At 38.3% G+C, this 24,739-nt stretch carries 22 protein-coding genes; 20 read left to right on the top strand and 2 right to left on the bottom strand.

What is annotated here, in order from left to right:
• The first annotated feature begins 83 nt into the window (after nt 1–83).
• Together F8153_RS00005 and fosB are read left to right on the top strand one after the other, a co-directional pair.
• Nucleotides 84–467, top strand: coding sequence for a VOC family protein (locus tag F8153_RS00005; RefSeq protein WP_151864289.1), 384 nt, complete (start codon nt 84–86; stop codon nt 465–467).
• A gap of 68 nt (nt 468–535) precedes the next feature.
• Nucleotides 536–958, top strand: a complete 423-nt coding sequence (gene fosB / locus F8153_RS00010; protein WP_151864290.1) for a metallothiol transferase FosB — start codon at nt 536–538, stop codon at nt 956–958.
• 58 nt (nt 959–1,016) lie between these two features.
• On the opposite strand, the gene F8153_RS00015 is transcribed toward fosB, so the two are convergent.
• Together F8153_RS00015 and F8153_RS00020 are read right to left on the bottom strand one after the other, a co-directional pair.
• Entirely contained in the window at nt 1,017–2,093 is a 1,077-nt protein-coding gene (locus tag F8153_RS00015; protein ID WP_151864291.1) for an ArsR/SmtB family transcription factor, read from the bottom strand.
• Nucleotides 2,094–2,176: 83 nt separating this feature from the next.
• Nucleotides 2,177–3,478, bottom strand: coding sequence for an MFS transporter (locus F8153_RS00020; protein WP_330577577.1), 1,302 nt, complete (start codon nt 3,476–3,478; stop codon nt 2,177–2,179).
• Nucleotides 3,479–3,707: 229 nt separating this feature from the next.
• Between F8153_RS00020 and F8153_RS00025 the strand changes: the two genes are divergently transcribed.
• The 18 genes from F8153_RS00025 to F8153_RS00110 all read left to right on the top strand — a co-directional run bounded on the left by F8153_RS00025 (nt 3,708) and on the right by F8153_RS00110 (nt 24,723).
• Nucleotides 3,708–4,439 (top strand): vWA domain-containing protein, encoded by a 732-nt coding sequence (locus tag F8153_RS00025; protein WP_151864293.1) that lies wholly within the window; start codon nt 3,708–3,710, stop codon nt 4,437–4,439.
• A 31-nt stretch (nt 4,440–4,470) separates the two neighbouring features.
• Nucleotides 4,471–5,394, top strand: coding sequence for a protein kinase domain-containing protein (locus F8153_RS00030; RefSeq protein ID WP_151864294.1), 924 nt, complete (start codon nt 4,471–4,473; stop codon nt 5,392–5,394).
• A 122-nt stretch (nt 5,395–5,516) separates the two neighbouring features.
• Nucleotides 5,517–6,905 (top strand): tRNA lysidine(34) synthetase TilS, encoded by a 1,389-nt coding sequence (gene tilS / locus F8153_RS00035; RefSeq protein ID WP_243136845.1) that lies wholly within the window; start codon nt 5,517–5,519, stop codon nt 6,903–6,905.
• Between the two features lie 104 nt (nt 6,906–7,009).
• Nucleotides 7,010–8,986 (top strand): ATP-dependent zinc metalloprotease FtsH, encoded by a 1,977-nt coding sequence (gene ftsH, locus F8153_RS00040; RefSeq protein ID WP_151864295.1) that lies wholly within the window; start codon nt 7,010–7,012, stop codon nt 8,984–8,986.
• Nucleotides 8,987–9,222: 236 nt separating this feature from the next.
• Nucleotides 9,223–9,564, top strand: a complete 342-nt coding sequence (locus tag F8153_RS00045; RefSeq protein ID WP_151864296.1) for a DUF3870 domain-containing protein — start codon at nt 9,223–9,225, stop codon at nt 9,562–9,564.
• A gap of 171 nt (nt 9,565–9,735) precedes the next feature.
• Nucleotides 9,736–11,229, top strand: coding sequence for an acetyl-CoA hydrolase/transferase family protein (locus F8153_RS00050; RefSeq protein ID WP_151864297.1), 1,494 nt, complete (start codon nt 9,736–9,738; stop codon nt 11,227–11,229).
• A gap of 310 nt (nt 11,230–11,539) precedes the next feature.
• Nucleotides 11,540–13,216: an acyl-CoA mutase large subunit family protein gene (locus tag F8153_RS00055; protein ID WP_151864298.1), complete on the top strand. Its 1,677-nt coding sequence runs from the start codon at nt 11,540–11,542 to the stop codon at nt 13,214–13,216.
• Nucleotides 13,217–13,245: 29 nt separating this feature from the next.
• The gene (locus tag F8153_RS00060; protein WP_151864299.1) at nt 13,246–13,650 is read left to right on the top strand and encodes a cobalamin B12-binding domain-containing protein; all 405 of its coding nucleotides are present in this window, start codon (nt 13,246–13,248) and stop codon (nt 13,648–13,650) included.
• A 29-nt stretch (nt 13,651–13,679) separates the two neighbouring features.
• Entirely contained in the window at nt 13,680–14,624 is a 945-nt protein-coding gene (gene meaB / locus F8153_RS00065; RefSeq protein WP_151864300.1) for a methylmalonyl Co-A mutase-associated GTPase MeaB, read from the top strand.
• Nucleotides 14,625–15,032, top strand: coding sequence for a methylmalonyl-CoA epimerase (mce, locus tag F8153_RS00070; protein ID WP_151864301.1), 408 nt, complete (start codon nt 14,625–14,627; stop codon nt 15,030–15,032). It begins immediately after the preceding gene.
• 27 nt (nt 15,033–15,059) lie between these two features.
• Nucleotides 15,060–16,601, top strand: coding sequence for an acyl-CoA carboxylase subunit beta (locus F8153_RS00075; RefSeq protein WP_151864302.1), 1,542 nt, complete (start codon nt 15,060–15,062; stop codon nt 16,599–16,601).
• Between the two features lie 23 nt (nt 16,602–16,624).
• Nucleotides 16,625–17,038: an OadG family protein gene (locus tag F8153_RS00080; RefSeq protein ID WP_151864303.1), complete on the top strand. Its 414-nt coding sequence runs from the start codon at nt 16,625–16,627 to the stop codon at nt 17,036–17,038.
• Between the two features lie 54 nt (nt 17,039–17,092).
• Nucleotides 17,093–17,500 carry a biotin/lipoyl-containing protein gene (locus F8153_RS00085; RefSeq protein WP_151864304.1) on the top strand — a complete coding sequence of 136 codons (408 nt, stop codon included), beginning with the start codon at nt 17,093–17,095 and terminating at the stop codon, nt 17,498–17,500.
• Nucleotides 17,501–17,536: 36 nt separating this feature from the next.
• Nucleotides 17,537–18,775 carry a sodium ion-translocating decarboxylase subunit beta gene (locus F8153_RS00090; RefSeq protein ID WP_151864305.1) on the top strand — a complete coding sequence of 413 codons (1,239 nt, stop codon included), beginning with the start codon at nt 17,537–17,539 and terminating at the stop codon, nt 18,773–18,775.
• A 164-nt stretch (nt 18,776–18,939) separates the two neighbouring features.
• Nucleotides 18,940–19,920: a biotin--[acetyl-CoA-carboxylase] ligase gene (locus tag F8153_RS00095; RefSeq protein WP_151864306.1), complete on the top strand. Its 981-nt coding sequence runs from the start codon at nt 18,940–18,942 to the stop codon at nt 19,918–19,920.
• Nucleotides 19,921–20,190: 270 nt separating this feature from the next.
• Nucleotides 20,191–21,369 (top strand): acetyl-CoA C-acetyltransferase, encoded by a 1,179-nt coding sequence (locus F8153_RS00100; RefSeq protein ID WP_151864307.1) that lies wholly within the window; start codon nt 20,191–20,193, stop codon nt 21,367–21,369.
• A 53-nt stretch (nt 21,370–21,422) separates the two neighbouring features.
• Entirely contained in the window at nt 21,423–22,883 is a 1,461-nt protein-coding gene (locus tag F8153_RS00105) for a sigma-54 interaction domain-containing protein (RefSeq protein WP_243136846.1), read from the top strand.
• A gap of 280 nt (nt 22,884–23,163) precedes the next feature.
• Complete coding sequence (locus F8153_RS00110) at nt 23,164–24,723, top strand: acyl CoA:acetate/3-ketoacid CoA transferase (protein WP_243136847.1); 1,560 nt, start codon at nt 23,164–23,166, stop codon at nt 24,721–24,723.
• The last annotated feature ends 16 nt before the right edge of the window (nt 24,724–24,739 follow it).

The following is a 24,739-nucleotide window of genomic DNA, read 5'->3' on the forward strand; positions in this document are numbered from 1 at the left end:
ATTCAAATTCTTCGTATTTCTAAGAAAAACGGAGATATATAAAGAATAAGTTTCAAAGAAAGAGATAGGAGAGGAGTTAGAGTATGAAGTCAAAAATTAGTTTGGTAACAATATGGACAAACAATATGGAAGCTATGAAGGAGTTTTACAATAAAACCTTAGGCTTCGATGTTAAATTAGACCTAGGAGATTATGTGGAGTTTAATAATGAAGGGGTAAGGTTTGCTATATGTATGAGAAGGATAATGGAGGGATATAGTCTAGAGTTTCTTCAGGATGCAAAGGGTCAAATATTAGAGCTAGCTTTTCCCTGCGATGATCCAGAAGATGTTGATATCACTTATAATCAGTTAATTCAGAAGGGAGTAAGCTTTATACACCCTCCAGAAAATATGCCTTGGAATCAACGGACAGCTTTATTTACCGACCCTGATGGTAATATCCACGAGATTTTCGCTGAACTTTAAGATTACTATTCAAGAAAAAAACTAAGAAATACTGACTCGGCTTGCTAAAGATAAGGGGGAGTGCAATAATGGAAATAAAAGGAATAAATCATATTACCTTTTCGGTATCCGACTTGAAAAAATCCATAAAATTTTACAAAGAGATATTAAATGCAAAACTACTGGTTGAAGGAGAAACCCTGGCATACTTTGATTTAAATGGACTTTGGTTAGCCTTAAACCTTGAGGAGGATATTCCAAGAGGAGAAATACATAAATCCTATACCCATATAAGCTTCACCATCGATGAGGATGATTACGAAGACGCTCATAAAAGGCTCATAAAAAAAGGAATAGAGGTATCTATAGGAAGATTTAGATACCCACAAGAAGGAAGGTCCCTTTACTTTAAAGATCCTGATGGCCATAAGTTTGAATTTCATACAAAAACCCGTGAAGACAGAATCGCCTTCTTTAAAGCAAATAAAAGAAACCTTCAATTTTATGACTAAACAAAAAGCCCAGACACTAAGGTTATAAAACCTTAAATCGGGGCTTTTGTTCTATAAGTCAATATTCTAAATCAGCCTTTAATTCCTCCATACACTGATTAAGGAAATCATAGTTTACAGTATAGGTAAATTTTCCTTCAACAGGCCGCAACTTTAGTATACCAGCTGAAGTAAGGCTGTTAAGGTGATAAGATATTGTAGCAGAGGACACCTCCAATTGTTCTGCAATCACCTTGGTGGAGGTGATGCCCTTAGCAATACACTTTATAACCTCATAACGGGTTCGATCCCCTAAATTCTTAAATAGCATGACTCTTTGATTTAATTGGTTTTCATAATCAAGCCTTTTCTTCTCAAAGAGGGCCTTAGTTTGCCAACCCCATGCTATGTACTTCTCCACACCTCCTGGATAGATGATCACTCCCATGGGCTCTGCGATGGAAAACAAAACGTTAATTTTCATATCCTGTTGAAGACCTTTATCATCAATAATTCCATTGGACAATTGATACAATCCAGTACCATCCTTGGCATTTAATTCAGCAACAAACTCCTGGCCCATATTAGAGATTGCCTCAGCATAGTTTGAATATACAGCTTCAAAAATAGGCCTTAAATCCTTCATTAAAGCTACATAATCCTTAAGGGATTTTTGGGGATTTTCAACAAAACAAAATAGATTCCACTTTACTTCACTATCAAAGGAAAGGTCCTTTATAAAGGTAAGAAGATCCTTTGGATTTTTTGCTATTTCCTCTGCCCCTTGAATAATCTTAGGATTATATATTTCTCTGGTTTCTTTCAGTATTAAGAAATAGACCATGGCCTTTAATATTTGATACTCATCTAAATCTAACAGCTCATCAAGATAGCTGTTGATTTCCGCCCTTCCCCAAAAAGGATGTAAGAAAGTTAGTAGAAATACGATATTAAGGTTTGGTGGATAAAAGGGAAGTATCTCCTTTTCAAAGGGATTCAGCAGCTCTTTTATCTCGTAGGATAGCTTCTTTTTATCCTCAATAAATTCATCGGATTCAGGATCATTTTTGGTATTTTCAACATGAATTAGTGCAGGGAAAAATAGAAAATTGTATATTTTACTTTCCTTTTCATAAAAATGATATTGAATATCCATCTAATTCACCTCCCGCCATCTTTACCTTCATCCTTATATTATAATATTTCACGAGTACTTTCACAAACAATGCAAATTTGATTTTAAGGATTGATAGTAATAGCTTCCCCTTCTACTTTGGAGGCTCCCCTTCTTTGAGCCATACTGAAAATTCCTACCCCCAAAAAAATGATGAGCCCAGCTAACATAATGGCAAATGACGGCGATAGAGCATCTAAAACTATGCCAAAGCTCATTAGACCAATAGGAATTGATATGGTCATTCCCATGTTCATAGCAGTACCGGCCCTTCCCATAAATTCATTGGGTACAATAGTCTGAAGTAATGTGGACAAACCAATATTGGCAACTGTTACAATCATACCCATAATAAAGGTAAGGATGATTAATGAAAGATAAGGAACAAGGTTGGTTGTAAAAAGTCGTAGAAATCCCTGGGTTGGAATAATGGCCAAAAGCATTACCAAAAATGAATATAGAGTAAAGCTGGTGGTAATAAGCCTTTTCAAATCAAACCTCTTAGCAATGCCGCTACATAATATAGGTGAAACAATCATAGAGGTAGAAACCACTGCTGAAAATAATCCATACTGAAGCTCTGTACCCTTTAAAACTTCTCGGATGATATATAAAATACCGATACTGTAAAGGGGAGCAAGAACAAAGTTTAAAATTGTTCCAAGACCTATGATAGATGAAATCAAAGGGTTTTTTCTAATGATATGTATACCATCCATTAGGTCTGATTTGAAGGCGGTTAAACTGATGATTTGGGGTTTTTTATGGTTTTTAGGGATATCTATAAACATTTCGCTTATGGCAGAAATCATAAAGCTTAATGCGTTAACAATTAGGATTACCTTTATGCCTAAGCTTCCATACAGAAGGGCGGCTAGGATTGGTGAAAGAACCCTTGAACAGCTGGCCACCATTGTAGAGATGCTATTGGCATCGAAAAGCTCCTCCTTATCAACAATACATGGAACCACTGGAGACATGGCGGAGTTAAAGAAGATTTCAGTAATTTCTAGAGCAATTACCAAAAAGTAAATCATAGGAAGGGTTAGGCCATCCTTTAGAATAAAGAGGATCCCAAAGACACCGATGATCATTCCATTTATAAAATCCAGAATCACAATACTTCTTTTTCGATCAAACCAATCTCCAAACACACCTGCAAAGGGTGATAATATAAGCCTAGGAAAAATGGTAATAGCCAATACTGAAGCAAAAACGGTTGCAGAACCAGTTGTGGCCAATACATATAGAGATAGAGCAAACTGTTGAATCTCGCTACCGGTAAGGGAAACAATCTTTCCTGCCATAAGTAAAGAAAAGTTTTTGTTTTTAGCAATTTTAAGTTCATGGTATCCAGCTCCTTTAATAAATAATAGTGTCTATTCCATAATACATTAGATAGTTATATAATACAATTTAAAAATTAGATATTTATCTAATTTTGTATTTTTTTTGAATTATTTCATCAATGGACTGTCCCTATTAATAAAATTTTGGCATTTAAACGGGCTTGTCTGCATATTTAATAATAATGACCTTGGGTATAAAAGCCACCCTGGTGGCAATAATTACTAAAAAACCAGTGAGGTGAAAATTATGGAAAAGAACATAGCCATGATTAAAGAAATCATAATTGTTACAGATGGCTGCTCAAATGTAGGCGGCAATCCAGCCATTGCAGCCCAAAAAGCTCGCCAAAGGGGAATCAGGGTTAATATTATTGGAATAATTGATCAAAAGGCCCAAAAGGAGAAGCCCTTTGATGAGATTATCAGTATTGCAGAAGCCGGTGGAGGCAATCATGAATATACATATATCGATAACTTATATCAAACCATCCATAGCTTAAGCTATAAAACTGTATCTACCACAATTCAGGAGGCAGTCAATCAGCAGCTAAAGGAGCTGATGGCTCAGGATTTAAATGAGATGCCCCCCAGCTCTAGAAGTAAGCTGTTGAATTATATTGATGATTATTCTGAGGAAATCCCTCTATGCTGCTGTATTCTTATGGACTATAGCGGTAGTATGGCCAGTAAAATTCAGTCGGCAAGACATAGCATTATAGATGTGTTGGATTCCCTTAAAAATAGGAAGGGGAAGGTGGATATATCTATTCTGGCCTATCCTGGTGAAAGGGTAGATGACTGCAAAATCCTATTAGATTTCAATGAATCTAAGGAGGATATGAAAAGAAGGCTGTATCAGCTAAAGACAAGGGGAGGAACTCCAACGGCTGCAGCCATTGAATTCGCCATCAATCACATGGAAGGATTCATATATCAGAATAATAGTAGCCTTCAATTGGAGGAATCTTCGGTGGGGTAAAAACCCACCATCTTTTTTAGGAGGGGTTTTAATGGAAGGTCCTATTTTAATGTCTAATACAGTGGTGGAGAGTAAGTGGAAGGGGAAAAGATATAAAATTATAAAGTTGTTGGGTAAAGGGGGTACTTCTAGGGTATACATGGCTATGGACATTGACAGTAAAGAATACTATGCCATGAAAATTAGCAAGGATAATATTTCTCTAAATCGAGAATACCAATTGCTGAAGAGCTTTTCATCTATGGACTTTATTGTAAAGGCCCACGATATTGATGACTTGTTAATTGATCAGCAGCTTTGGCATTTCCTTCTACTAGAATACATTCCAGGGGTGAATATTAAAGGATATATTGAGAAGAGTAAGTTGGATTTATTAACGATATTATCTCTATCCCTCTTATTATTAGAAGAAATAGGAAAAATTCATCAATTGGGTTATATAGTTGGAGACTTGAAGCTGGAAAATATTATGCTGGACAGTAGAAATAAGAGGCTAAAGCTGATAGATCTGGGAGGGGCTGTTAAAAAGAATTCAGCCATCAAAGAATATACGCCAGCCTATGATCGTGCTGCCTGGAGATGCGGTGAACGTAGGGGTGAACCAAGCTACGATGGATTTACCTTAACGATGCTGATTATAAGGCTTTTGTTGAATAGGAAGCTGAATCCTCTTAAGGATCGGATAGAAGATCTTATATTAGAGCTTGAAGGGTTAGATATATCACCAGAGCTAATTGTAGTCATAAAAAATGCATTGTTTTGTAAGGATACAGACATAAAAGATTATATAAAGGAAATAAAAAAAGTCTATCCCATTGAAGAAAAAAGAAGGACTAAGAAGATAGAGGAAAAAAAGAGTAGAATTATTAACAAATTATTTAAGGCCAGCACAGCATTTTTTATAATTACCTGGATCTTAATTTTATCTTCAAAAATTATAGAGCTCATTCAATAGAGAACAATAATTTCCCTTATAATTATCGATCATATTCTTTATAATAATATCCATGAAATCTTTGACATTTGTGTGGTATACTTTATTAAAGAAAGCAATAATAAAAGGGTGAGGCGCTACATATGCTTAACATGGATAAAATTAAGAAAACAATTGATAGATATCAATTAATAGAAGCTGGAGATAGAATTGTTGTAGCAGTCTCAGGTGGACCTGATTCTGTGTGTTTACTGCATCTATTAGACACCATTAAGGATTTTTATAATATCAAGCTCTATGGGGCCCATCTAAACCACAATTTTAGAGGGATAGAGGCCCAGAAGGATGCACAATATGTCCATAATCTTTGCGAAGAGATGGGTATTATGTCCTTCGTAAAAAGTGTGGATGTGCCAGTGATTGCTAAGGAAAAAGGGTATACACTAGAGGAAGCGGGAAGAATTATGAGGTATAGCTTCTTTGATGAGGTGGCAGAAAAAACTGGAGCAAATAAAATAGCCGTTGCCCATAATTTGAATGATCAGGCCGAAACCTTGTTAATGAGATTATTGAGGGGAACGGGAATTCAGGGTTTAACAGCCATTCATCATAAACGGGGAAGGATTATTAGACCTTTACTTGACACCAGTAGAGAGGATATTGAAGGCTATTGTGGGTTTCATAATCTCAAACCTAGAATGGATCATACCAACTTCGAAACCATATATCATAGAAATAAAATTCGTCTTCAGCTTATTCCTTTATTACAGGAGTATAATAATAATATCTTGGAAACTCTAGCTAAGACAGCAGAAATTTTAAAGCTAGATAGCGATTATATAGATTATCAAGCCCATCAATTGTATAATCAGCTTACGGTTTATGATAGCAAAACACGATTAAAGATTCCCATAGATGGCCTAGAGAAAGCCCACCCTGCTTTGCAAAGTAGAATTTTTAGACTGGCTGTGGAGGCTTTGGTGGGGAGAAGGGAAGCCATTGAGTATAAACATATACAAATTCTTATAGATTTTGCCTTTAAGGAAGTAACGGGAAAGCAGCTACAGCTTCCCATGGGAATTACAGCCATAAGAAGTTATGATTTATTACTATTAACAACGGATGCTATAGAGGAGAATACTGCCTTTACCTACAGCTTAAATCATAATGCTACAACTGAAATAGATGAGCTGGATTCTAGGTTGATTTGTAGGGTTATTAACAGAAATGCGTTAATGGAAATACCAAAACAGGCTCATACTAAGGCCATCGACTACGATAAGGTAAAGGGCAGCTTGAAGGTTAGAAACCGCCGAGAGGGAGATCGATTTTGGCCTTTGGGACTAAAGGGCACTAAAAAGCTAAAGGACTTTTTTATTGATTACAAGGTCCCTCGAGAGATGCGTCAGCAGATTCCACTGGTTTGTGACGATGATGAAATCATTTGGGTGGTTGGCTATAGAATCAGTGAAAAATATAAAATAACCAATGAAACAAAAAGGGTTTTATTAATGGAATATACCCCAAAATAAACTGCTTGTTATATCTTACTTAGAAAGTTGTTTTTAAATGGATAGTGTGGTAAAATATTAAAATGCAGTAGAACTATCTAGCATTTAAGAGAGGAGGACTTTTATTGAGGAAATTTTTCCGGGGAGCCAGTTTCTATATTTTAATCTTTATTGTATTGTTGATAATTGTACAGAGATTTGGCAGCCAACCACAACAAACTGTAGATATAGAATTCTCAAGACTATATAAAGAGATAGTAGATGGAAATGTAAAAACCATCCACAGTGTTGACCGTTCACTGGAAGGAACCATGATTGAAGGAAGAAATGAAGTGAATTTCAAATCATACCTTCCGACAGTATATAGTGAAGAAAGGTTTACAGATGTTTTAAATACAGCTATAAAGGAAAAGGGATTGTTGGTTTCGGGAGAACCGCAACCAGGTACCCCATGGTTTATTGAGCTATTACCATCTATTTTCATGGTTTTAATTTTTGTAGTATTTTGGTTTGTCTTTATGCAGCAATCTCAGGGTGGAGGCAACCGAGTAATGTCCTTTGGTAAGAGCAGAGCAAAGCTCCATAAGGATGATGAAAGGAAGCGTGTAACCTTTGATGATGTTGCAGGCTTAGATGAAGAAAAGGAAGAATTGGCAGAGTTGGTTGACTTCCTTAGAAATCCAAGAAAGTATATCGAATTGGGTGCTAGAATTCCGAAGGGAATTCTGATGGTGGGCCCTCCAGGAACAGGTAAAACCTATTTAACAAAGGCAGTTGCTGGTGAAGCAGGAGTTCCCTTCTTTAGCATCAGTGGTTCAGACTTTGTTGAAATGTTCGTTGGTGTTGGTGCATCAAGGGTAAGGGATTTATTCGAACAGGCAAAGAAGAACGCACCCTGTATTATATTCATAGATGAAATTGATGCTGTAGGTAGAAAAAGAGGTGCAGGCTTAGGTGGGGGCCATGATGAAAGGGAGCAAACCCTTAATCAATTGTTGGTTGAAATGGATGGTTTCGGTATAAACGAAGGAATCATCATTGTTGCAGCCACCAATAGACCAGATATCCTAGACCCAGCCCTATTAAGACCCGGTCGTTTTGATCGACAGGTTTCGGTTGGAGTTCCGGATATTAGAGGTAGAGAGGCCATACTACATGTTCATGCAAAGGGCAAGCCCCTTGCTCAAGATGTAGACCTAAAGGTGTTGGCCAGAAGAACCCCAGGTTTTACCCCTGCGGATATTGAGAATTTAATGAATGAAGCAGCCTTATTAACAGCACGTAAAAATGAAAAGAAAATCAAAATGGCAACTATAGAAGAGGCTATAACGAAGGTAATAGCTGGTGTTGAAAAGAAGAGTAAGGTCATTAGTGAAAAGGAAAGAAAGCTTACGGCCTTCCATGAGGCTGGTCATGCCGTTGTTGCTACCCTATTAGAAAATGTTGACCCTGTTCATCAGGTGACAATTATTCCTCGGGGTAGAGCTGGTGGATTCACCATGATTCTCCCTAAAGAAGATAAGTATTATGCTACAAAATCTGAAATGGTATCTCATATCATTCACCTTCTAGGAGGTAGGGTTGCAGAAAAGCTTGTACTGGATGATATCAGTACAGGGGCCTCCAACGACCTACAAAGAGTTTCTCAAATAGCAAGGGCTATGGTTACTCAATATGGTATGAGTGAGAAGCTTGGTCCTATGGCTTTAGGAGGAGAAGAGGAAGTATTTTTAGGAAAAGACTTCACTTCTAGAAGAAATTACTCTGAAGAAGTGGCTGCCGAGATCGATAGAGAAATTAGAGAAATTGTAAATAAGGCTTATGAGCGTACAGAGGATTTACTCAAAGAGAATATAAATAAGCTTCATACAATTGCAAGGGCGTTATTGAAGATTGAAACCTTAGATGCAGATCAATTTGATAAGATCTTTAATGGTAAGCTACAGATACTTGAGGAAGATACCCTTGAGGATATTGAAAAGAGGTATAAAGCCCTTGTAGAAGAAGAAAAAAATCTTAAGGCTTCTGTTGAAGACTCTGAGAATAAAGAGGCTACAGAAGTTGAAAAGAATCCTACAAAAGATCAAGAAAAAGAAGAATAAAAAAGTTAAGGGCTAGTCTGCTTGGGCAGACTGGCCTTTATTATTGAGGTAACGAGTTACAATACCCGACAGCAATCTTTCATCATGATGGGAGAGGTTTTTAAGCAACCCCCAAAAATAAATAGGGAATTATTAAGAAATCCTATGAATCATCTTGAAATTTTCCTCATAAAGAAATAAAATAGTATTATAGGTAAATTTGTCGTTTAAGTAGCTAATTTTATAAACTAAAGGAAATGGGTGGTGGAATGGAGCCCTATGAAATATTCATAAGTGGGTATGCAAAGCTACCTACAGGAACAACTGCTGAGGAGCTCTACAAGGTAATCGCTTTGGGAATCATCGTTGACAAGAATACAGGTATTATTTTAGATGCCGACTGCTCCTTGGTAACAACTGTTGCCAAACTCCATGTCCACAAGCTTCTGGTGGGTAAAAACATCCTGAACTTCGAAGAAATAGAGAATGAATTTAAAAGTCGGTATTATGGCCCTGCTAAAAAGGCTTTAATATCAGCCTTTAAAAAATGCCACATTAAGTATAAGCAAATACTAGATAATATTGATGTTGATGATTGATAAAACAAACCCAATTTAACTGGCTTATCTGTAGAGGTAAATCCCCTTTACTTCCAACAACAGATAAAAATAAAGTTAGATATGTCTATTTGCACAAAAAAATAGGTATATCTTTTTTATTGCCCAAAAGATAAAGTACAGAGGTATAAATAACAGTTGATGGAGGATAAAATGAATAGGAAAATCAGGCTAGAATATTTAAAGAGAAAAATCATGACAGCTGCAGATGCTGCTTCTTTAATTAAGAATGGAATGACGGTGGCCACCAGCGGGTTTACACCTTCGGGATATCCAAAGGCTGTTCCATTGGCTTTGGCCAAAAGGGCGGAGGAAGGGGAAGAGATAAAAATAAATCTGATAACTGGAGCTTCTGTTGGAGACGAGCTAGATGGAGCCCTCTCCAGAAGTAATGTAATCGATAAAAGATATCCTTACCAAACCAATGATAGTTTAAGAAATAGAATTAACGATGGTTTAATCGGTTTTCAAGATTTACACCTAAGCCATGTGCCACAAATGCTGGATTATGGGTTCTTTGGCAAAATTGATATGGCTATTGTGGAGGCCTTAGCCATCACAGAGGAGGGTGGAATCATTCCTACCACATCTGTGGGTCTTACCCCCCAAGCCATAAATAATGCTGAGGGAATTATAATAGAAATCAATACCGCTCAACCAAAGGAATTAGAAGGGATCCATGATATTTACATAACGGAGAAACCGCCAAATCGAAGGCCCATACCCATACTTCATCCAAAGGATCGAATTGGCACTACATCTATTCCCTGTGATATAAGCAAAATTAAAGCTATCATCTATACCGATATACCTGATAATGTAAGACCCCTTGGGGGAATTGATGAAGCTTCTAAAAGAATTTCTGAATACATTATTGATTTCTTTAATTTTGAAGTGAAGCAAGGTAGATTACCAAAGGAGCTGCTACCTCTGCAATCGGGGGTGGGATCAATTGCCAATGCAGTTTTGGGAGGGTTAGTAGATTCGAAATTTTATAATCTAACCTGCTATACAGAGGTTATTCAGGATTCTATGTTCGATCTAATTGATGAAGGAAAGGTGCTAATGGCATCTGGAACAGCCTTAACCCCCTCCATAGAAGGCTTTAAAAGGCTATATGATCGGATGGATTTTTATAGAAAGCATTGTATTTTAAGACCAATGGAAATAAGTAATCATCCAGAGGTGATAAGGCGCCTAGGGGTAATAGCCATGAATACAGCAATTGAGGCGGATATATACGGACATGTAAATTCCACCATGATAGCCGGAAGTAGAATGATGAATGGAATAGGGGGCTCCGGGGATTTTACTAGAAATGGATATTTCTCTATCTTTACCACTCATTCTACTGCCAAGGGTGGTAATATCTCCTCGATTGTTCCGAAGGTAGCCCATGTGGATCATACCGAGCATGATGTTTCCGTAATCGTAACGGAACAAGGCTTAGCAGATTTAAGGGGTACTTCCCCAAGGGAAAGGGCCAGAAAAATTATCAGGAATTGTGCCCATCCCCAATACAGAGATTTGCTATATGATTATCTTGAAAGGGCAGAAAAGGGCTTCTATAGGCATCAGCCTCAAATAATTCACGAAGCGTTATCTTGGCACACAAGGTATTTAAATACCGGTAGTATGAAAAAATAAAGTAATAAAAAGTGAGGGGAGTTTTTATAACCATTTCATAGGATTTTAAAGCCATTAATTCAATAATAAAGGTTGCAGAATTCAATAAAAAGCTGTAGAATACAAGGGGGGATGCAATATAAATTTCAACGAATGCAAGTTGTGAAATAAAAGTTGCAATAACGATGACATTGTGATCTCCTTTAATAGAATAATGAAGAAATCAATAGGCATAATAGGTGGAAAAGAGACTAAAGTAAATATTAACCATTTATAAAAATTGAAGGATTGTTTTAAGAACTTGAAAATGAAATTAAGAGGAGGATGTTGAATGTTTGACAAGGAAAAGCTAGAGGGCATTAAGGAAACTAAGGCAGAATATCAGAAAAAAGTTGCCAAGAGCCTTGAAAAGTTTCCTGAAAGAAAGAAGCAATTTGTTACAGGCTCTAATCAAGAGGTAGAACGCTTGTATACCCCCGATGATATTGCTGATTTAGATTATGAAAAGGACTTAGGCTTCCCAGGGGAATATCCATTTACCAGAGGTGTTCAACCTACCATGTATAGGGGAAGATTCTGGACAATGCGACAATATGCAGGTTTTGCAACTGCTGAGGAATCCAATAAGCGTTATAAGTATCTTCTTGAGCAAGGACAAACGGGATTGTCTGTCGCCTTTGATTTACCTACTCAAATTGGTTATGATTCAGATCATTCCCTTTCAGAGGGTGAAGTGGGTAAGGTTGGAGTAGCAATAGACTCCCTTAAGGATATGGAAATCTTATTTGACGGGATACCTCTAGATAAGGTTAGTACCTCAATGACCATCAATGCGCCTGCTTCGGTATTATTAGCTATGTATATAGCCGTTGCTGAAAAGCAAGGAGTGAGCTCTGACCAGCTAAGGGGAACCATTCAAAATGATATCTTGAAGGAATACATAGCAAGGGGAACCTATATTTTCCCAACTGCACCCTCCATGAGGTTGATAACAGATATATTTGAATATTGTTCAAAGGACGTTCCAAACTGGAATACAATCAGTATTTCAGGCTATCACATTCGTGAAGCTGGATCTTCGGCAGTTCAAGAGGTTGCTTTTACACTAGCCAACGGAATCGCTTATGTGGAAGCAGCAATTAAAGCTGGCCTAGATGTTGATACCTTTGCACCGAGGTTGTCCTTCTTCTTTAATGCTCATAATGATTTATTAGAAGAGGTTGCTAAATTTAGAGCAGCTAGAAGACTATGGGCAAAGATTATGAAGGAAAGATTTAATGCAAAGAGTCCAAAGTCTATGCAATTAAAATTCCATACACAAACAGGAGGCTCAACCTTAACAGCTCAGCAGCCTGACAACAATATTGTAAGGGTGGCCATCCAGACCTTGGCTGCGGTTTTAGGTGGAACTCAATCCCTACACACCAATTCAAAGGATGAGGCCTTGGCATTGCCAACGGAGGATTCAGTAAGGGTGGCTTTACGAACTCAGCAAATCGTTGCATACGAAAGTGGCGTAGCAGAAACTGTAGATCCATTGGCTGGTTCCTACTATGTAGAAAGCCTAACCACCTCAATTGAGGATGCTGCTATGGACTATATTCAGAAAATTGATGCCTTAGGTGGAGCTGCAGCAGCTATTGAGAAGGGCTTTATACAAAAGGAAATCATGGATAGCTCCTATGAATATCAAAAACAAGTAGAGAGTAATGAACGTATAGTTGTGGGAATGAATAAATTCCAAATTAAAGAAGAATCACCAAAGGGTCTATTAAGGGTAGATCCAGCAGTTGGTGAACTACAAAAGGAAAAGATTCAAAGGCTAAAGGCTGAAAGAGACAATAAGGCAGTAGAAGTTAAGCTGGATAACTTGAAGAAAGCTGCCCAAGGGGAAGAAAACCTTATGCCTTTAATCTTAGATGCAGTTAGATCCTATGCAACCTTAGGAGAAATTTGCGGAGTGTTAAGGGAAGTCTTCGGTGAATATCAGCAAAGTGTAATTTTATAATAGATAGAAAAATCGAGGGAGGATAAATTATGGCTAGACCAATTCGTGTTTTAGTAGCAAAGCCGGGTCTTGATGGACATGACCGTGGTGCTAAGGTAATAGCAAGAGCTTTAAGGGATGCTGGAATGGAGGTTATCTATACTGGTTTGCGTCAAACCCCAGAGCAAATCGTGCAGGCAGCTATCCAGGAGGATGTACATGTTGTGGCTCTCAGTATTCTATCAGGTGCCCATAATCACCTATTACCCAAGGTGGTGGAGCTCTTAAAGGCTGAAAATGTATATGAGGATATCCTTGTACTAGGTGGTGGAGTAATTCCAGATGAAGATATTCCTTTCTTAAAGGAAAAGGGTCTTGCAGAAATCTTTACTCCGGGTACACCTACTCAGGTTACCATTGATTTTATCAAGAATAATTTAAGAAGAGAATTATAATAACTACTTATATAACAGGTGGTGGGACAATGGATTTAGCTGAAGGGCTGTTGAAAAAGGATAAGCGGGCGGCTGCCAGGTTAATATCAATGGTGGAAAATAATAACCAAGAGGCTATTGAAATCCTGTCTAAGCTATACCAGCATACCGGCAAGGCTAGGGTAATAGGCATTACAGGACCACCAGGGGCAGGCAAAAGCACCCTCACCGATAAGCTCACAAAGGCTCTACGGAGGCAGAACAAAACTGTGGCTATTATTGCTGTAGATCCAACCAGTCCTTTTACCGGAGGCTCCATTTTAGGGGATCGGGTCAGGATGTCGGATTTATATACCGATACCGGGGTTTTCATTAGAAGTATGGGAACAAGGGGACATCTAGGAGGATTATCAAAGGCCACCCTAGGAGCAGTGAAGGTTTTAGATATATATGGCTTCGATTATATATTTATCGAGACGGTAGGTGTAGGTCAGTCGGAAATTGATATTGTAAAGGCCTCAGATTCAGTTCTTATGGTGATGGTTCCTGGCTTAGGGGATGATATACAAGCCATAAAGGCTGGAATTATGGAAATCGGTGATGTTTTTGTGATTAACAAAGCTGACCGTGAGGGTGCTGATCGTACGAAGGTTGAAATAGAAATGATGCTGGATTTCAACCACAGAGATTGGAGACCTCCGGTGTTGAAGGCTGTTGCGTTAAATAATGATGGCATCGACGAAGTAATAGAAAAGCTTTATGAACATTATAGCTATCTTGAGGAATCGGGAAAGCTCCTGGAGAAAAGAAGAAACAATAGTGAGATGGAGATTCTGGAACTAACTCATCGTAGCTTAATGGATGAATTACTCAATGAGGGTAACAAAAATGAAGTTCGTAATTTGGTGGAGGAGGTGGTCCATAGACGACTGGACCCCTATACCGCCAGTAATCAATTGATACGTAAAATGTTAGATACTAGGAGGATAGATTAAATGAATGTAAAAAAGCTGGATCACATTGGAATTGCAGTGAAAAACCTAGATGAAGCTTTAAAGCTCTACCAAGATATTCTAGGCTTAGAATGTGCAGGTACTGAGGTTGTAGAGGAGCAAAAGGTTAGAGTGGCCTTTCTACCTATAGGAGATACAGAGGTGGAACTTCTTGAATCTACAGATGAAGAGGGGCCAATTGCCAAATTCATCGAGAAAAAGGGTGAAGGTATACAGCATTTAGCCTTCAGAGTGGACAACATTGAAGAGGCAATAGAAGAGATGAAGGAAAAGGGTGTTAGAATGATCGATGAAAAGCCCCGCTATGGAGCAGGTGGAGCAAGAATCGCCTTCTGTCATCCCAAGAGCACCAATGGAATACTTGTTGAGTTAAGTGAGAGGGAAGATTAAGGATTTTATTCATTAGGAGGGTTAAGAATGAACAAGCTAGAAGAGCTTCGACAGCGAAAAGCTACGATTCAAATGGGTGGCGGTGAAAAAAGAATTGCTTCCCAACATGAAAAGGGAAAGTTAACTGCTAGAGAAAGGGTTAATCTGCTATTTGACGAAGGAACCTTTGTTGAAATGGATGCCTTTATCAAGCATAGATGTGTGAACTTTGGTATGGAAAAGGTAGATGCTCCAGGTGAAGGGGTTGTTACTGGATACGGCCAAGTAGATGGAAGATTGGTTTATGTTTATGCTCAAGATTTTACAGTTGTAGGTGGATCTTTAGGAGAAATGCATGCCAAGAAAATTTGCAAGGTACAGGACATGGCTCTAAAAATGGGAGCCCCAGTTGTTGCCTTAAATGATTCAGGTGGAGCTAGAATCCAAGAGGGTGTAGATGCTCTATCAGGCTATGGACATATTTTCTATAGAAATACCATTTCATCTGGTGTGATTCCACAGATTTCTGCCATCATGGGACCTTGTGCAGGTGGTGCTGTGTATTCACCAGCTTTAACAGATTTTATCTTCATGGTGGATAAGACTAGCCAAATGTTTATAACAGGTCCTCAGGTTATAAAAACTGTAACTGGAGAAGAGGTTAGTGCAGAAGCCCTAGGTGGAGCCATGACCCATAACAAAACCAGTGGAGTAGCCCACTTTATATCACAGAATGATGAAGCTTGCATAGCGGAAATAAGACAATTACTAAGCTTCCTGCCATCTAATAATATGGAAACTCCTCCGGTTTTTGATGTGGAAGATGATATCAATAAAATCATTCCAGAGCTAGATGAAATTGTACCTGAAAATCCCAATAAGCCTTATGATATGAAAAAGGTAATAGAGCTTTTAGCGGATAATGGTGATTTCTTTGAGGTACAGCCCTACTATGCTCAGAATATGATTACCGGCTTTGTAAGGATCAATGGAGGTTCGGTTGGAATTATTGCAAATCAACCAAAGGTACTGGCTGGATGCCTAGATATTAACGCATCAGATAAGGCAGGTAGATTCATAAGAACCTGTGACTGCTTTAATATTCCAGTACTGAACCTAGTGGATGTGCCCGGATTCCTGCCTGGAACCAGCCAAGAATACGGCGGAATTATCAGACATGGTGCTAAAATGCTTTATGCCTATAGTGAAGCTACTGTTCCTAAAATTACTCTAATCGTAAGAAAGGCCTACGGTGGAGCCTACATAGGAATGTGTAATAAGGAGCTAGGAGCCGATGTGGTATTGGCATGGCCATCAGCAGAAATAGCTGTTATGGGACCAGAAGGAGCAGCCAATATTATATTCAAAAACGAAATCGGCAAATCTGAAGATCCTCAAGGAACTAGGACAGAGAAAATAGAAGAATATAAGTCTGAGTTTGCAACTCCCTATAAGGCAGCTGAAAGGGGATTTGTTGACGATGTAATAGAGCCCAGTGTAACAAGGCCAAGGTTGGTAGATGCTTTAAACATGCTACAAAGCAAGAGGGAAACCAGACCGCCTAAAAAGCATGGAAACCTGCCTGTGTAGGCAATTAAAGAGGTGATTAATTAATGAATTTATTAGAGCAGTTAAACAATCATATAGAATCTATGACCCTTGGTGAAAAGCTTTTTGCAAGCCTTCAGGTTACTTTATTAGGAATGTTTATCGTATTTATTGCTTTAATACTACTCTATTTCTTTGTAGTAGCTATGAATCTTGTATTGGTAAGACCTGTAAAGGCTAAAGAGAAAGAGAAAACTCCTGCTGAGAAGCTGGTTAAAGAGCCAGCTATAGAAGAGGTTGTAGAAGCGGTTGTAGAAGAAACCATAGACGATACTGAGCTGGTGGCTGTTATAACAGCGGCAATAGCAGCTAGTCTTGAGACTTCAACCCATAATATTATCGTGAAGAATATTGTTCGTCTACCGGATTCTACTCCTGCTTGGGGGAAGCTTGGTAGAATGCAACAGCTGAACATGTAACCACTTAGCAATGAACTTCAATAACATAATGTGATATTAAGGAGGAAATGAATAATGAGAAAGTTTAATATAACAGTTAATGGCGTTAGCTACGAGGTAGAGGTAGAAGAAGTAAAGGATGGCGTAATTCAGCCGGTGGCAACTAGACCCTCAACTCCAGCACCGGCACCAGTGGCAAAACCTACCCCTCAACCAGCAAAGCCAGTTGCTGCTAAACCTGCTGCTGCCCCAGCTACGGCGCCAGCCGGTGCAACAACCATTGAGTCTCCAATGCCTGGTAACATATGGAAGGTATTAGTTAAAGAGGGTGAGTCCGTTAAGGAAGGCCAAGTTCTTCTGATATTAGAGGCTATGAAGATGGAAAATGAAATAATGGCTCCAGCAGATGGAGTTGTTGCTTCTATCCATGTTTCCGAAGGTGCATCAGTAAATGGTGGAGATATTTTAATTTCGTTAAAATAATTTCATCATAAATAATTTTTGAAAGGAGATGCACAAATGGTTGATGTATTAATAGAATTTTGGCAATCAACAGGCTTCGCCAATATGACATGGCAGCATGCTGTTATGCTTTTCATATCATGTGTTTTGCTATACCTTGCCATAGGAAAGAAATTTGAGCCACTACTATTGGTACCAATTGCCTTTGGTATGTTGCTGACAAACCTACCACTGGCTGGAATAATGGAAATAGGAGAAACAGTTTTAAAGGCCCTTACACCTGAGACAGCAGGAGAAACAGCAAGAATGATGGCAGGACCTTCTATTGATATAATGCTGGAGGGAATTCCTGCACAAATTTATACAAAAACTCCTGGGGGTCTAATCGGTTACTTTTATATGGGTAATAAGCTAGGAATATTTCCTCCTTTGATTTTCCTTGGAGTTGGGGCTATGACAGATTTCGGCCCCCTAATTGCAAATCCAAAGAGCTTATTCCTTGGTGCAGCAGCACAATTTGGTATATTCTTTACTTTTATAGGAGCAATCCTCATGGGCTTCAATGCCCAAGAGGCTTCCTCAATTGGGATTATAGGGGGAGCCGATGGACCAACGGCAATATTCTTAACCTCAAGGCTGGCACCCCATCTATTGGGACCAATTGCAGTGGCGGCTTATTCTTATATGGCCCTTGTGCCAATAATTCAGCCTCCCATTATGAAGGCCTTAACCACCAAAAAGGAACGTATGATTAAAATGAAGCAATTAAGACCTGTAACTAAGGTTGAAAGGGTGATCTTTCCAATACTAGTAACATTACTTGTTTCATTACTACTACCCTCAGCAACAGCCCTTGTTGGTTTATTGATGTTTGGTAACTTGTTGAAGGAATCATTAGTAACAGATCGTTTATCTAAAACAGCTCAAAATGAACTAATTAATATTGTTACAATTTTATTGGGAATCAGTGTAGGGGCATCTGCTCAAGCAGAGCATTTCCTAAAACTGGATACCCTGCAAATAATTCTTTTGGGGATTGTGGCCTTTGGAGTAGGTACTGCAGCAGGAGTTTTATTGGCAAAGCTGATGAACAAGCTTATGGGTGGAGATGCCATTAATCCGCTGATTGGTTCGGCAGGGGTTTCTGCTGTACCGATGGCTGCTAGGGTTTCTCAGGTGGTAGGACAAAAAGAAAACCCAAGCAACTTCCTACTAATGCATGCAATGGGACCAAACGTTGCTGGAGTTATAGGTTCAGCCGTTGCTGCTGGAGTACTGCTATCCTTATTTAACTAATTACTATTTCCCAAAAAGACTTTCCTAATAATGGAAAGTCTTTTTGTTGTACGATACACCTTTGGAGCTGTGTAAAGCACTGAATATTTAATAAATAGTTTTATTTAGCTATAAAATACTATAAAATATAGTTAGAAATCATATCTGTAGCAGGAGGTGCTCTTTTGAAGGAGAAAATACTAAACATCTTAATGAATAATATGCATCAATACATTTCAGGAGAAGCCTTGGCAGAGGAATGTGGAGTATCAAGGGCAGCTGTTTGGAAGCATATAAATGGATTAAAAAAAGAAGGCTATAGAATTGAAACCCTTAATAAAAAGGGATATAAACTGATTAATAACAATGAAAAGCTCTTGCCTGCAGAAATACAATCTGGCATAAATACTCATAAAATTGCCACAGGTATTATACATTTCGACACTGTTGATTCTACCAATAGTTATGCAAAATCAATAGCAGAGGGTCAACAAACGGGTACAGTGATTATTAGTGAAGAACAAGTGGGTGGAAGGGGGAGAATGGGAAGACAATGGTCATCCCCACGGGGTGAGGGGATTTTTATGTCCATTATTCTGAAACCAAAAATATCACCATTGGAGGGCTCGAAACTAACTCAAATAGCAGCTGCTGCAGTTTGTCAAGCCATTAGAAAAGTTACTGGATTAGAAGCAAAAATAAAGTGGCCCAACGATATTGTTATAGAGGGGAAAAAGGTTTGTGGAATACTGACGGAAATGTCAGCGGAGTTAAATGAGGTTCATTATCTTGTGGTTGGTATTGGCGTAAATGTTAATAATACAGATCTACCTGATGAAATAAAAGACAAAGCCACTTCGTTGAAGGTGCAGCTTGGAAAAGACATTAATAGAAGGGATGTAGTTTGCGCAATAATTAACCTATTTGAGCCCTTATATGATGATTTTGTCCAGGATGGAACCTTAGAAAAAACCATAGAAATCTGCCGTAAAGAATCAGCTGTTTTAGGTAAGTCTATAATTATACTCCAAAAGGATATGGAGGTGAAAGCCAAGGCTATTGAAATTACCAATGAAGGACTTCTTAAAGTGCAGTATGAGGATGGTAGGGAAGACATGATTATATCGGGAGAGGTTTCCATCAGGGGAGAAAAGGGGTATGTTTAAACTAAAATGTTAAATGTTAAATGTTGAATGTTGAATGTTGAATGTTCAAGCTTTAATAGAATTCTTCTAAAAAATCCTTTTGCATAATTTAAATGCTTTATAATCAACTCTAAATTACAAATGAAATAGTTAAAATTTTGCCGAGCTAATTTTTTCATTCATTCAACATTCAACATTTCTAATTCACCATTAGCTTTACAACTTGGTATATTTCTTGCATTAAATTTTAACAAATAAGATCTAAATAAAAATAATGAGGAGGAATATTTAATGAAGGAAATCGTTATCGCAAGTGCTGTTAGAACACCGATAGGAAGCTTTGGAGGGTCTTTATCAAGTGTTTCCGCAGTTGACTTAGGAGCTATAGCAATAAAAGAAGCCTTGGTTAGAGCAGGAGTTGAAGGAAATCAAGTTGATGAGGTTTATATGGGTTGTATTCTACAGGCAGGTTTGGGCCAAGGAGTAGCTAGGCAGGCATCAGTAAAGGCGGGAATACCTGTAGAGGTACCAGCAACAACAATTAATATGCTTTGTGGTTCAGGCTTGAGAACTGTATCCTTGGCAGCACAAACAATCATTGCAGGTGATAATGATGTTGTAGTGGTTGGTGGAACTGAAAATATGAGCCAAGCTCCCTATCTATTACAAAAATCTCGTTGGGGAATTAAAATGGGTCATGATCAATTGGTTGATACTATGATTAATGATGCTCTAACCGACGCCTTTAATCAATATCATATGGGGATAACCGCCGAGAATCTGGCAGAAAAGTATGGTATTAGCAAAGAAGATCAGGATGCTTATGCAACCCTAAGTCAAAATCGGGCTGAAAAGGCTATGCTTGAGGGAAAATTCAAGGATGAAATAGTTCCAGTGGTTATACCTCAAAGAAAGGGAGATCCAGTAGTAGTTGATACAGATGAATATCCCAAGGCTGGAGTTACTGCTGAAAAATTAGCAAAGCTAAGACCTGCCTTTAAAAAGGAAGGAACAGTTACAGCAGGAAATGCCTCAGGAATTAATGATGGTGCAGCAGCACTGGTTATTATGTCTAAGGAAAAGGCAGAGGAATTAGGTATTAAGCCCCTTGCTACTATTGCTTCCTATGGAAATGCTGGGGTTGAACCATCCATTATGGGGATTGGACCTGTTCCAGCCAGCCAGAAGGCCCTGAAAAAACTAGGTTTAAAAATTAAGGATATGGACTTGATAGAAGCTAATGAAGCCTTTGCAGCCCAAGCCCTATCTGTTGGCAAGGAATTGGAGTGGGATGTAGAAAAGGTTAATGTAAACGGTGGCGCAATAGCCCTTGGACATCCTGTAGGGGCCAGCGGAGCTAGAATATTAGTAACCTTACTACATGAAATGGATAAGAGGAATTCTACCTATGGATTAGCTACTCTATGCATCGGTGGTGGAATGGGAACAGCGGTAATTGTTAAGAGATAGACAAGCGGCAGCAAAATACTATAGGTATTTTGCTGCTATTTTTAAAGTTGGAGGTGTTTATTATTTTTGATAGTATAAAAGAAAAATACCTTGCATTTAATAGACTCTACGAGGAGACTGGGGATAAACCCTTTGAGGGTAAGGATTCTCTTCTAAGTCTATATCAATACATTTTTGATCATGTTTACAACTGGGTAGTGGTAGTGGATGCTGAGGGGTATATTGCTATGATCAATAAACCCTATTGCGAGTTCATAGGCATACCCCAGGAGGAGGCCATAGGTAGACATGTAACAGAGGTTATAGAGAATACAAGAATGCACATTGTTGTTGAAACCGGTCATAGGGAAATAGGCGATATTCAAAAAATAAAAGGCAATAATATGATTGCAGACAGAATTCCAATCTTTCAAAATGGTAAGATTATAGGAGCTGTGGGTACAGTAATTTTTAAGGACATGCTAGAGTTGGATGCCTATGTAAGTAAGATCATGAAAATGGAAAGCCAAATTGCTTATTATAAAGAAGAATTAAAGAAGATTACAGGAGGCAACTATACCTTTAAAAGTATTGTGGGAAATAGTGAAAAAATACGTCGAGCCAAGGAACTGGCACAAAAAGTCTCATCTTCAAAATCTAACGTATTGTTATTGGGGGAGAGCGGTACTGGTAAGGAGTTGTTTGCCCATGCCATCCATAATGCCAGTAGCAGAGGGGATTTACCTCTAGTTAAGATCAATTGTGGGGCTATACCATCTGAGCTTCTTGAATCAGAGCTTTTTGGTTATGAACAGGGAGCCTTCACTGGAGCCAAAAAGGGTGGAAAGCCAGGCAAATTCGAAATGGCCAATAAGAGTACTATTTTTCTCGATGAAATTGGAGATTTACCATTGAATATGCAGGTTAAAATATTGAGAGTTATTCAAGAGAGGGAAGTTGAAAGAATAGGAGGGCTTAAGCCCAGCAGCATAGATGTAAGAATTATTGCAGCAACCAATAGGGATCTTTCAGAAATGGTAAGAAAAAAGCTTTTTAGAGAGGACTTATACTATAGATTAAATGTTGTAAATATTCAAATTCCTCCCTTGCGGGAACGGAAGGAGGATGTTTCCCTTTTATCTAACTATTTGATGAGGAAGCTTGCAAAGGAAATGAACTGCCATGTAACTGCTATTTCTCCCAAGGCAATGGAAGCCCTTGTAAGGTATAATTGGCCTGGTAATATTAGAGAACTGGCTAATATTATTGAAAGGGCCATAAACTTTATCGATAAGGAGGCATCTATTCTACTGGATCATTTACCCTTCTATATTAGAAAAGAATTATCCAATGATGATGCCGATAACCCATATCAATTGGGAAGCCTAAAGGAAATAATTGAAGAGGTAGAAAAAAACTCAATTATCAAGGCCTTGAAGGAGACGGATAATAATAAATATAAAGCTGCTAAAATCTTACAAATCAGTCGTACAAGCCTCTATGAAAAAATGAAAAGATATAGTTTAGAACTGTAAGGATATTGAACACTGTGCAGATTGTGAACATTATTAACAAAAAATAACTTTTAACTACATTTAGCCATTAAAATTTCTGAATAGTCAAAAAAGTAACAGGTATAATTCATGTTTAAGCTATGAGTAAATGTTCGGATACTGGACAAACTTGCAGCTGAGATATGTGAATATTACCTGTTTTTTCTATTGATAAGGACTTATGATTGAAATTTCAATCTTTTAGATTTTGGCACAGTGATTGCAATATTAGTTATTATTTAAAATGAAGGGAGGTTTTTTTTTGACAGTTAAATTTATTTCAGCATCAGAAGCAGTAAAACTAATAAAATCCAATTCTACCTTAGCAACTGCAGGATTTGTTGGAAATGCTGTTCCAGAGGAACTAGAAATTGCTTTAGAAAAACGTTTTCAAGAGAAAGGTGAGCCCAGAAACTTAACCTTAGTGTATGCAGCAGGTCAAGGTGATGGTAGGGAACGAGGATTAAATCACCTGGGCCATGAAGGGCTTCTAAAAAGAGTAGTTGGGGGCCATTGGGGTTTAGTCCCTAAGGTACAGAAGCTTGCTTTAGAAAACAAAATTGAAGCCTATAATCTACCACAGGGGGTAATATCTCATCTTTTTAGGGATATTGCTGCAAAGAAGCCTGGAACCCTCACCAGGGTTGGATTAAAAACCTTTGTGGATCCTAGGGTTGAAGGTGGTAAGCTAAACGCCAAGACAACTGAGGACATAGTTGAATTGATGGAAGTCCATGGCAAGGAGTATCTATTCTACAAAGCCTTTCCAATTGATTTTGCCTTTATTCGTGGTACTTATGCTGATGAGAAGGGTAATGTAAGCATGGAGAGAGAAGCTGGATCATTAGAGGTTCTTTCTATTGCCCAAGCCTGCAAAAACTCAGGAGGAAAGGTAATAGTACAGGTTGAAAAGGTTGTTAAGGCCGGCACATTAGATCCTAAGTTAATCAAGGTACCTGGAATCTATGTAGACTCAATTGTAGAGGTTGAGGATTTAAGTAATCACATGCAAACCTTTGCAGAGGACTACAATCCAAGCTATACGGGGGCTATTAGAATCCCTGTAACCTCAGTAAAGCCTTTGGCCCTTGATGAAAGAAAGATTATTGCTAGAAGAGCGGCTATGGAGCTGGTTCCTAATGCCATAGTTAACCTAGGAATTGGTATGCCTGAAGGTGTAGCTATTGTAGCTAATGAGGAGGGCGTTGGAGATTCTATGGTTTTAACGGTAGAACCAGGGCCTATAGGCGGAATACCAGCTGGAGGACTGAGCTTTGGAGCTGCAACAAATCCAGAAGCAATAATCGACCAGCCCTATCAATTTGACTTTTATGATGGTGGGGGTCTTGATGTTGCCTTCTTAGGACTAGCCCAGTGTGACAGAAAGGGAAATATCAATGTTAGTAAGTTTGGTCCTAAAATTGCAGGAGCAGGAGGATTTATTAACATAACGCAAAATGCTAAAAAGGTAATATTCTGTGGTACCTTCACTGCTGGTGGTCTTGATACAATAATAGAAGACGGAAAGCTAATCATAAAAAATGAAGGTAGATCAAAGAAATTTGTATTAGATGTAGAACAAATCACCTTTAGTGGAGACTACGCACAGGAGGTTAAGCAACCAGTGATTTATATAACTGAAAGAGCCGTATTCCATCTTGATAATAATGGAATTACATTGACAGAAGTTGCCCCAGGGATTGATGTTAAGAAGCACATTATTGACCAAATGGAATTTGAACCTAAGATTTCAACAGAGTTGAAGCTTATGGATCAGCGGATATTCAAAAATGAAAAAATGGGTTTAATATTAAATAAATAACGTGGAGGGGAATTAA

Source organism: Alkaliphilus serpentinus (genome assembly GCF_009017255.1).
In the GTDB taxonomy this organism is placed as follows: domain Bacteria; phylum Bacillota; class Clostridia; order Peptostreptococcales; family Natronincolaceae; genus Alkaliphilus_D; species Alkaliphilus_D serpentinus.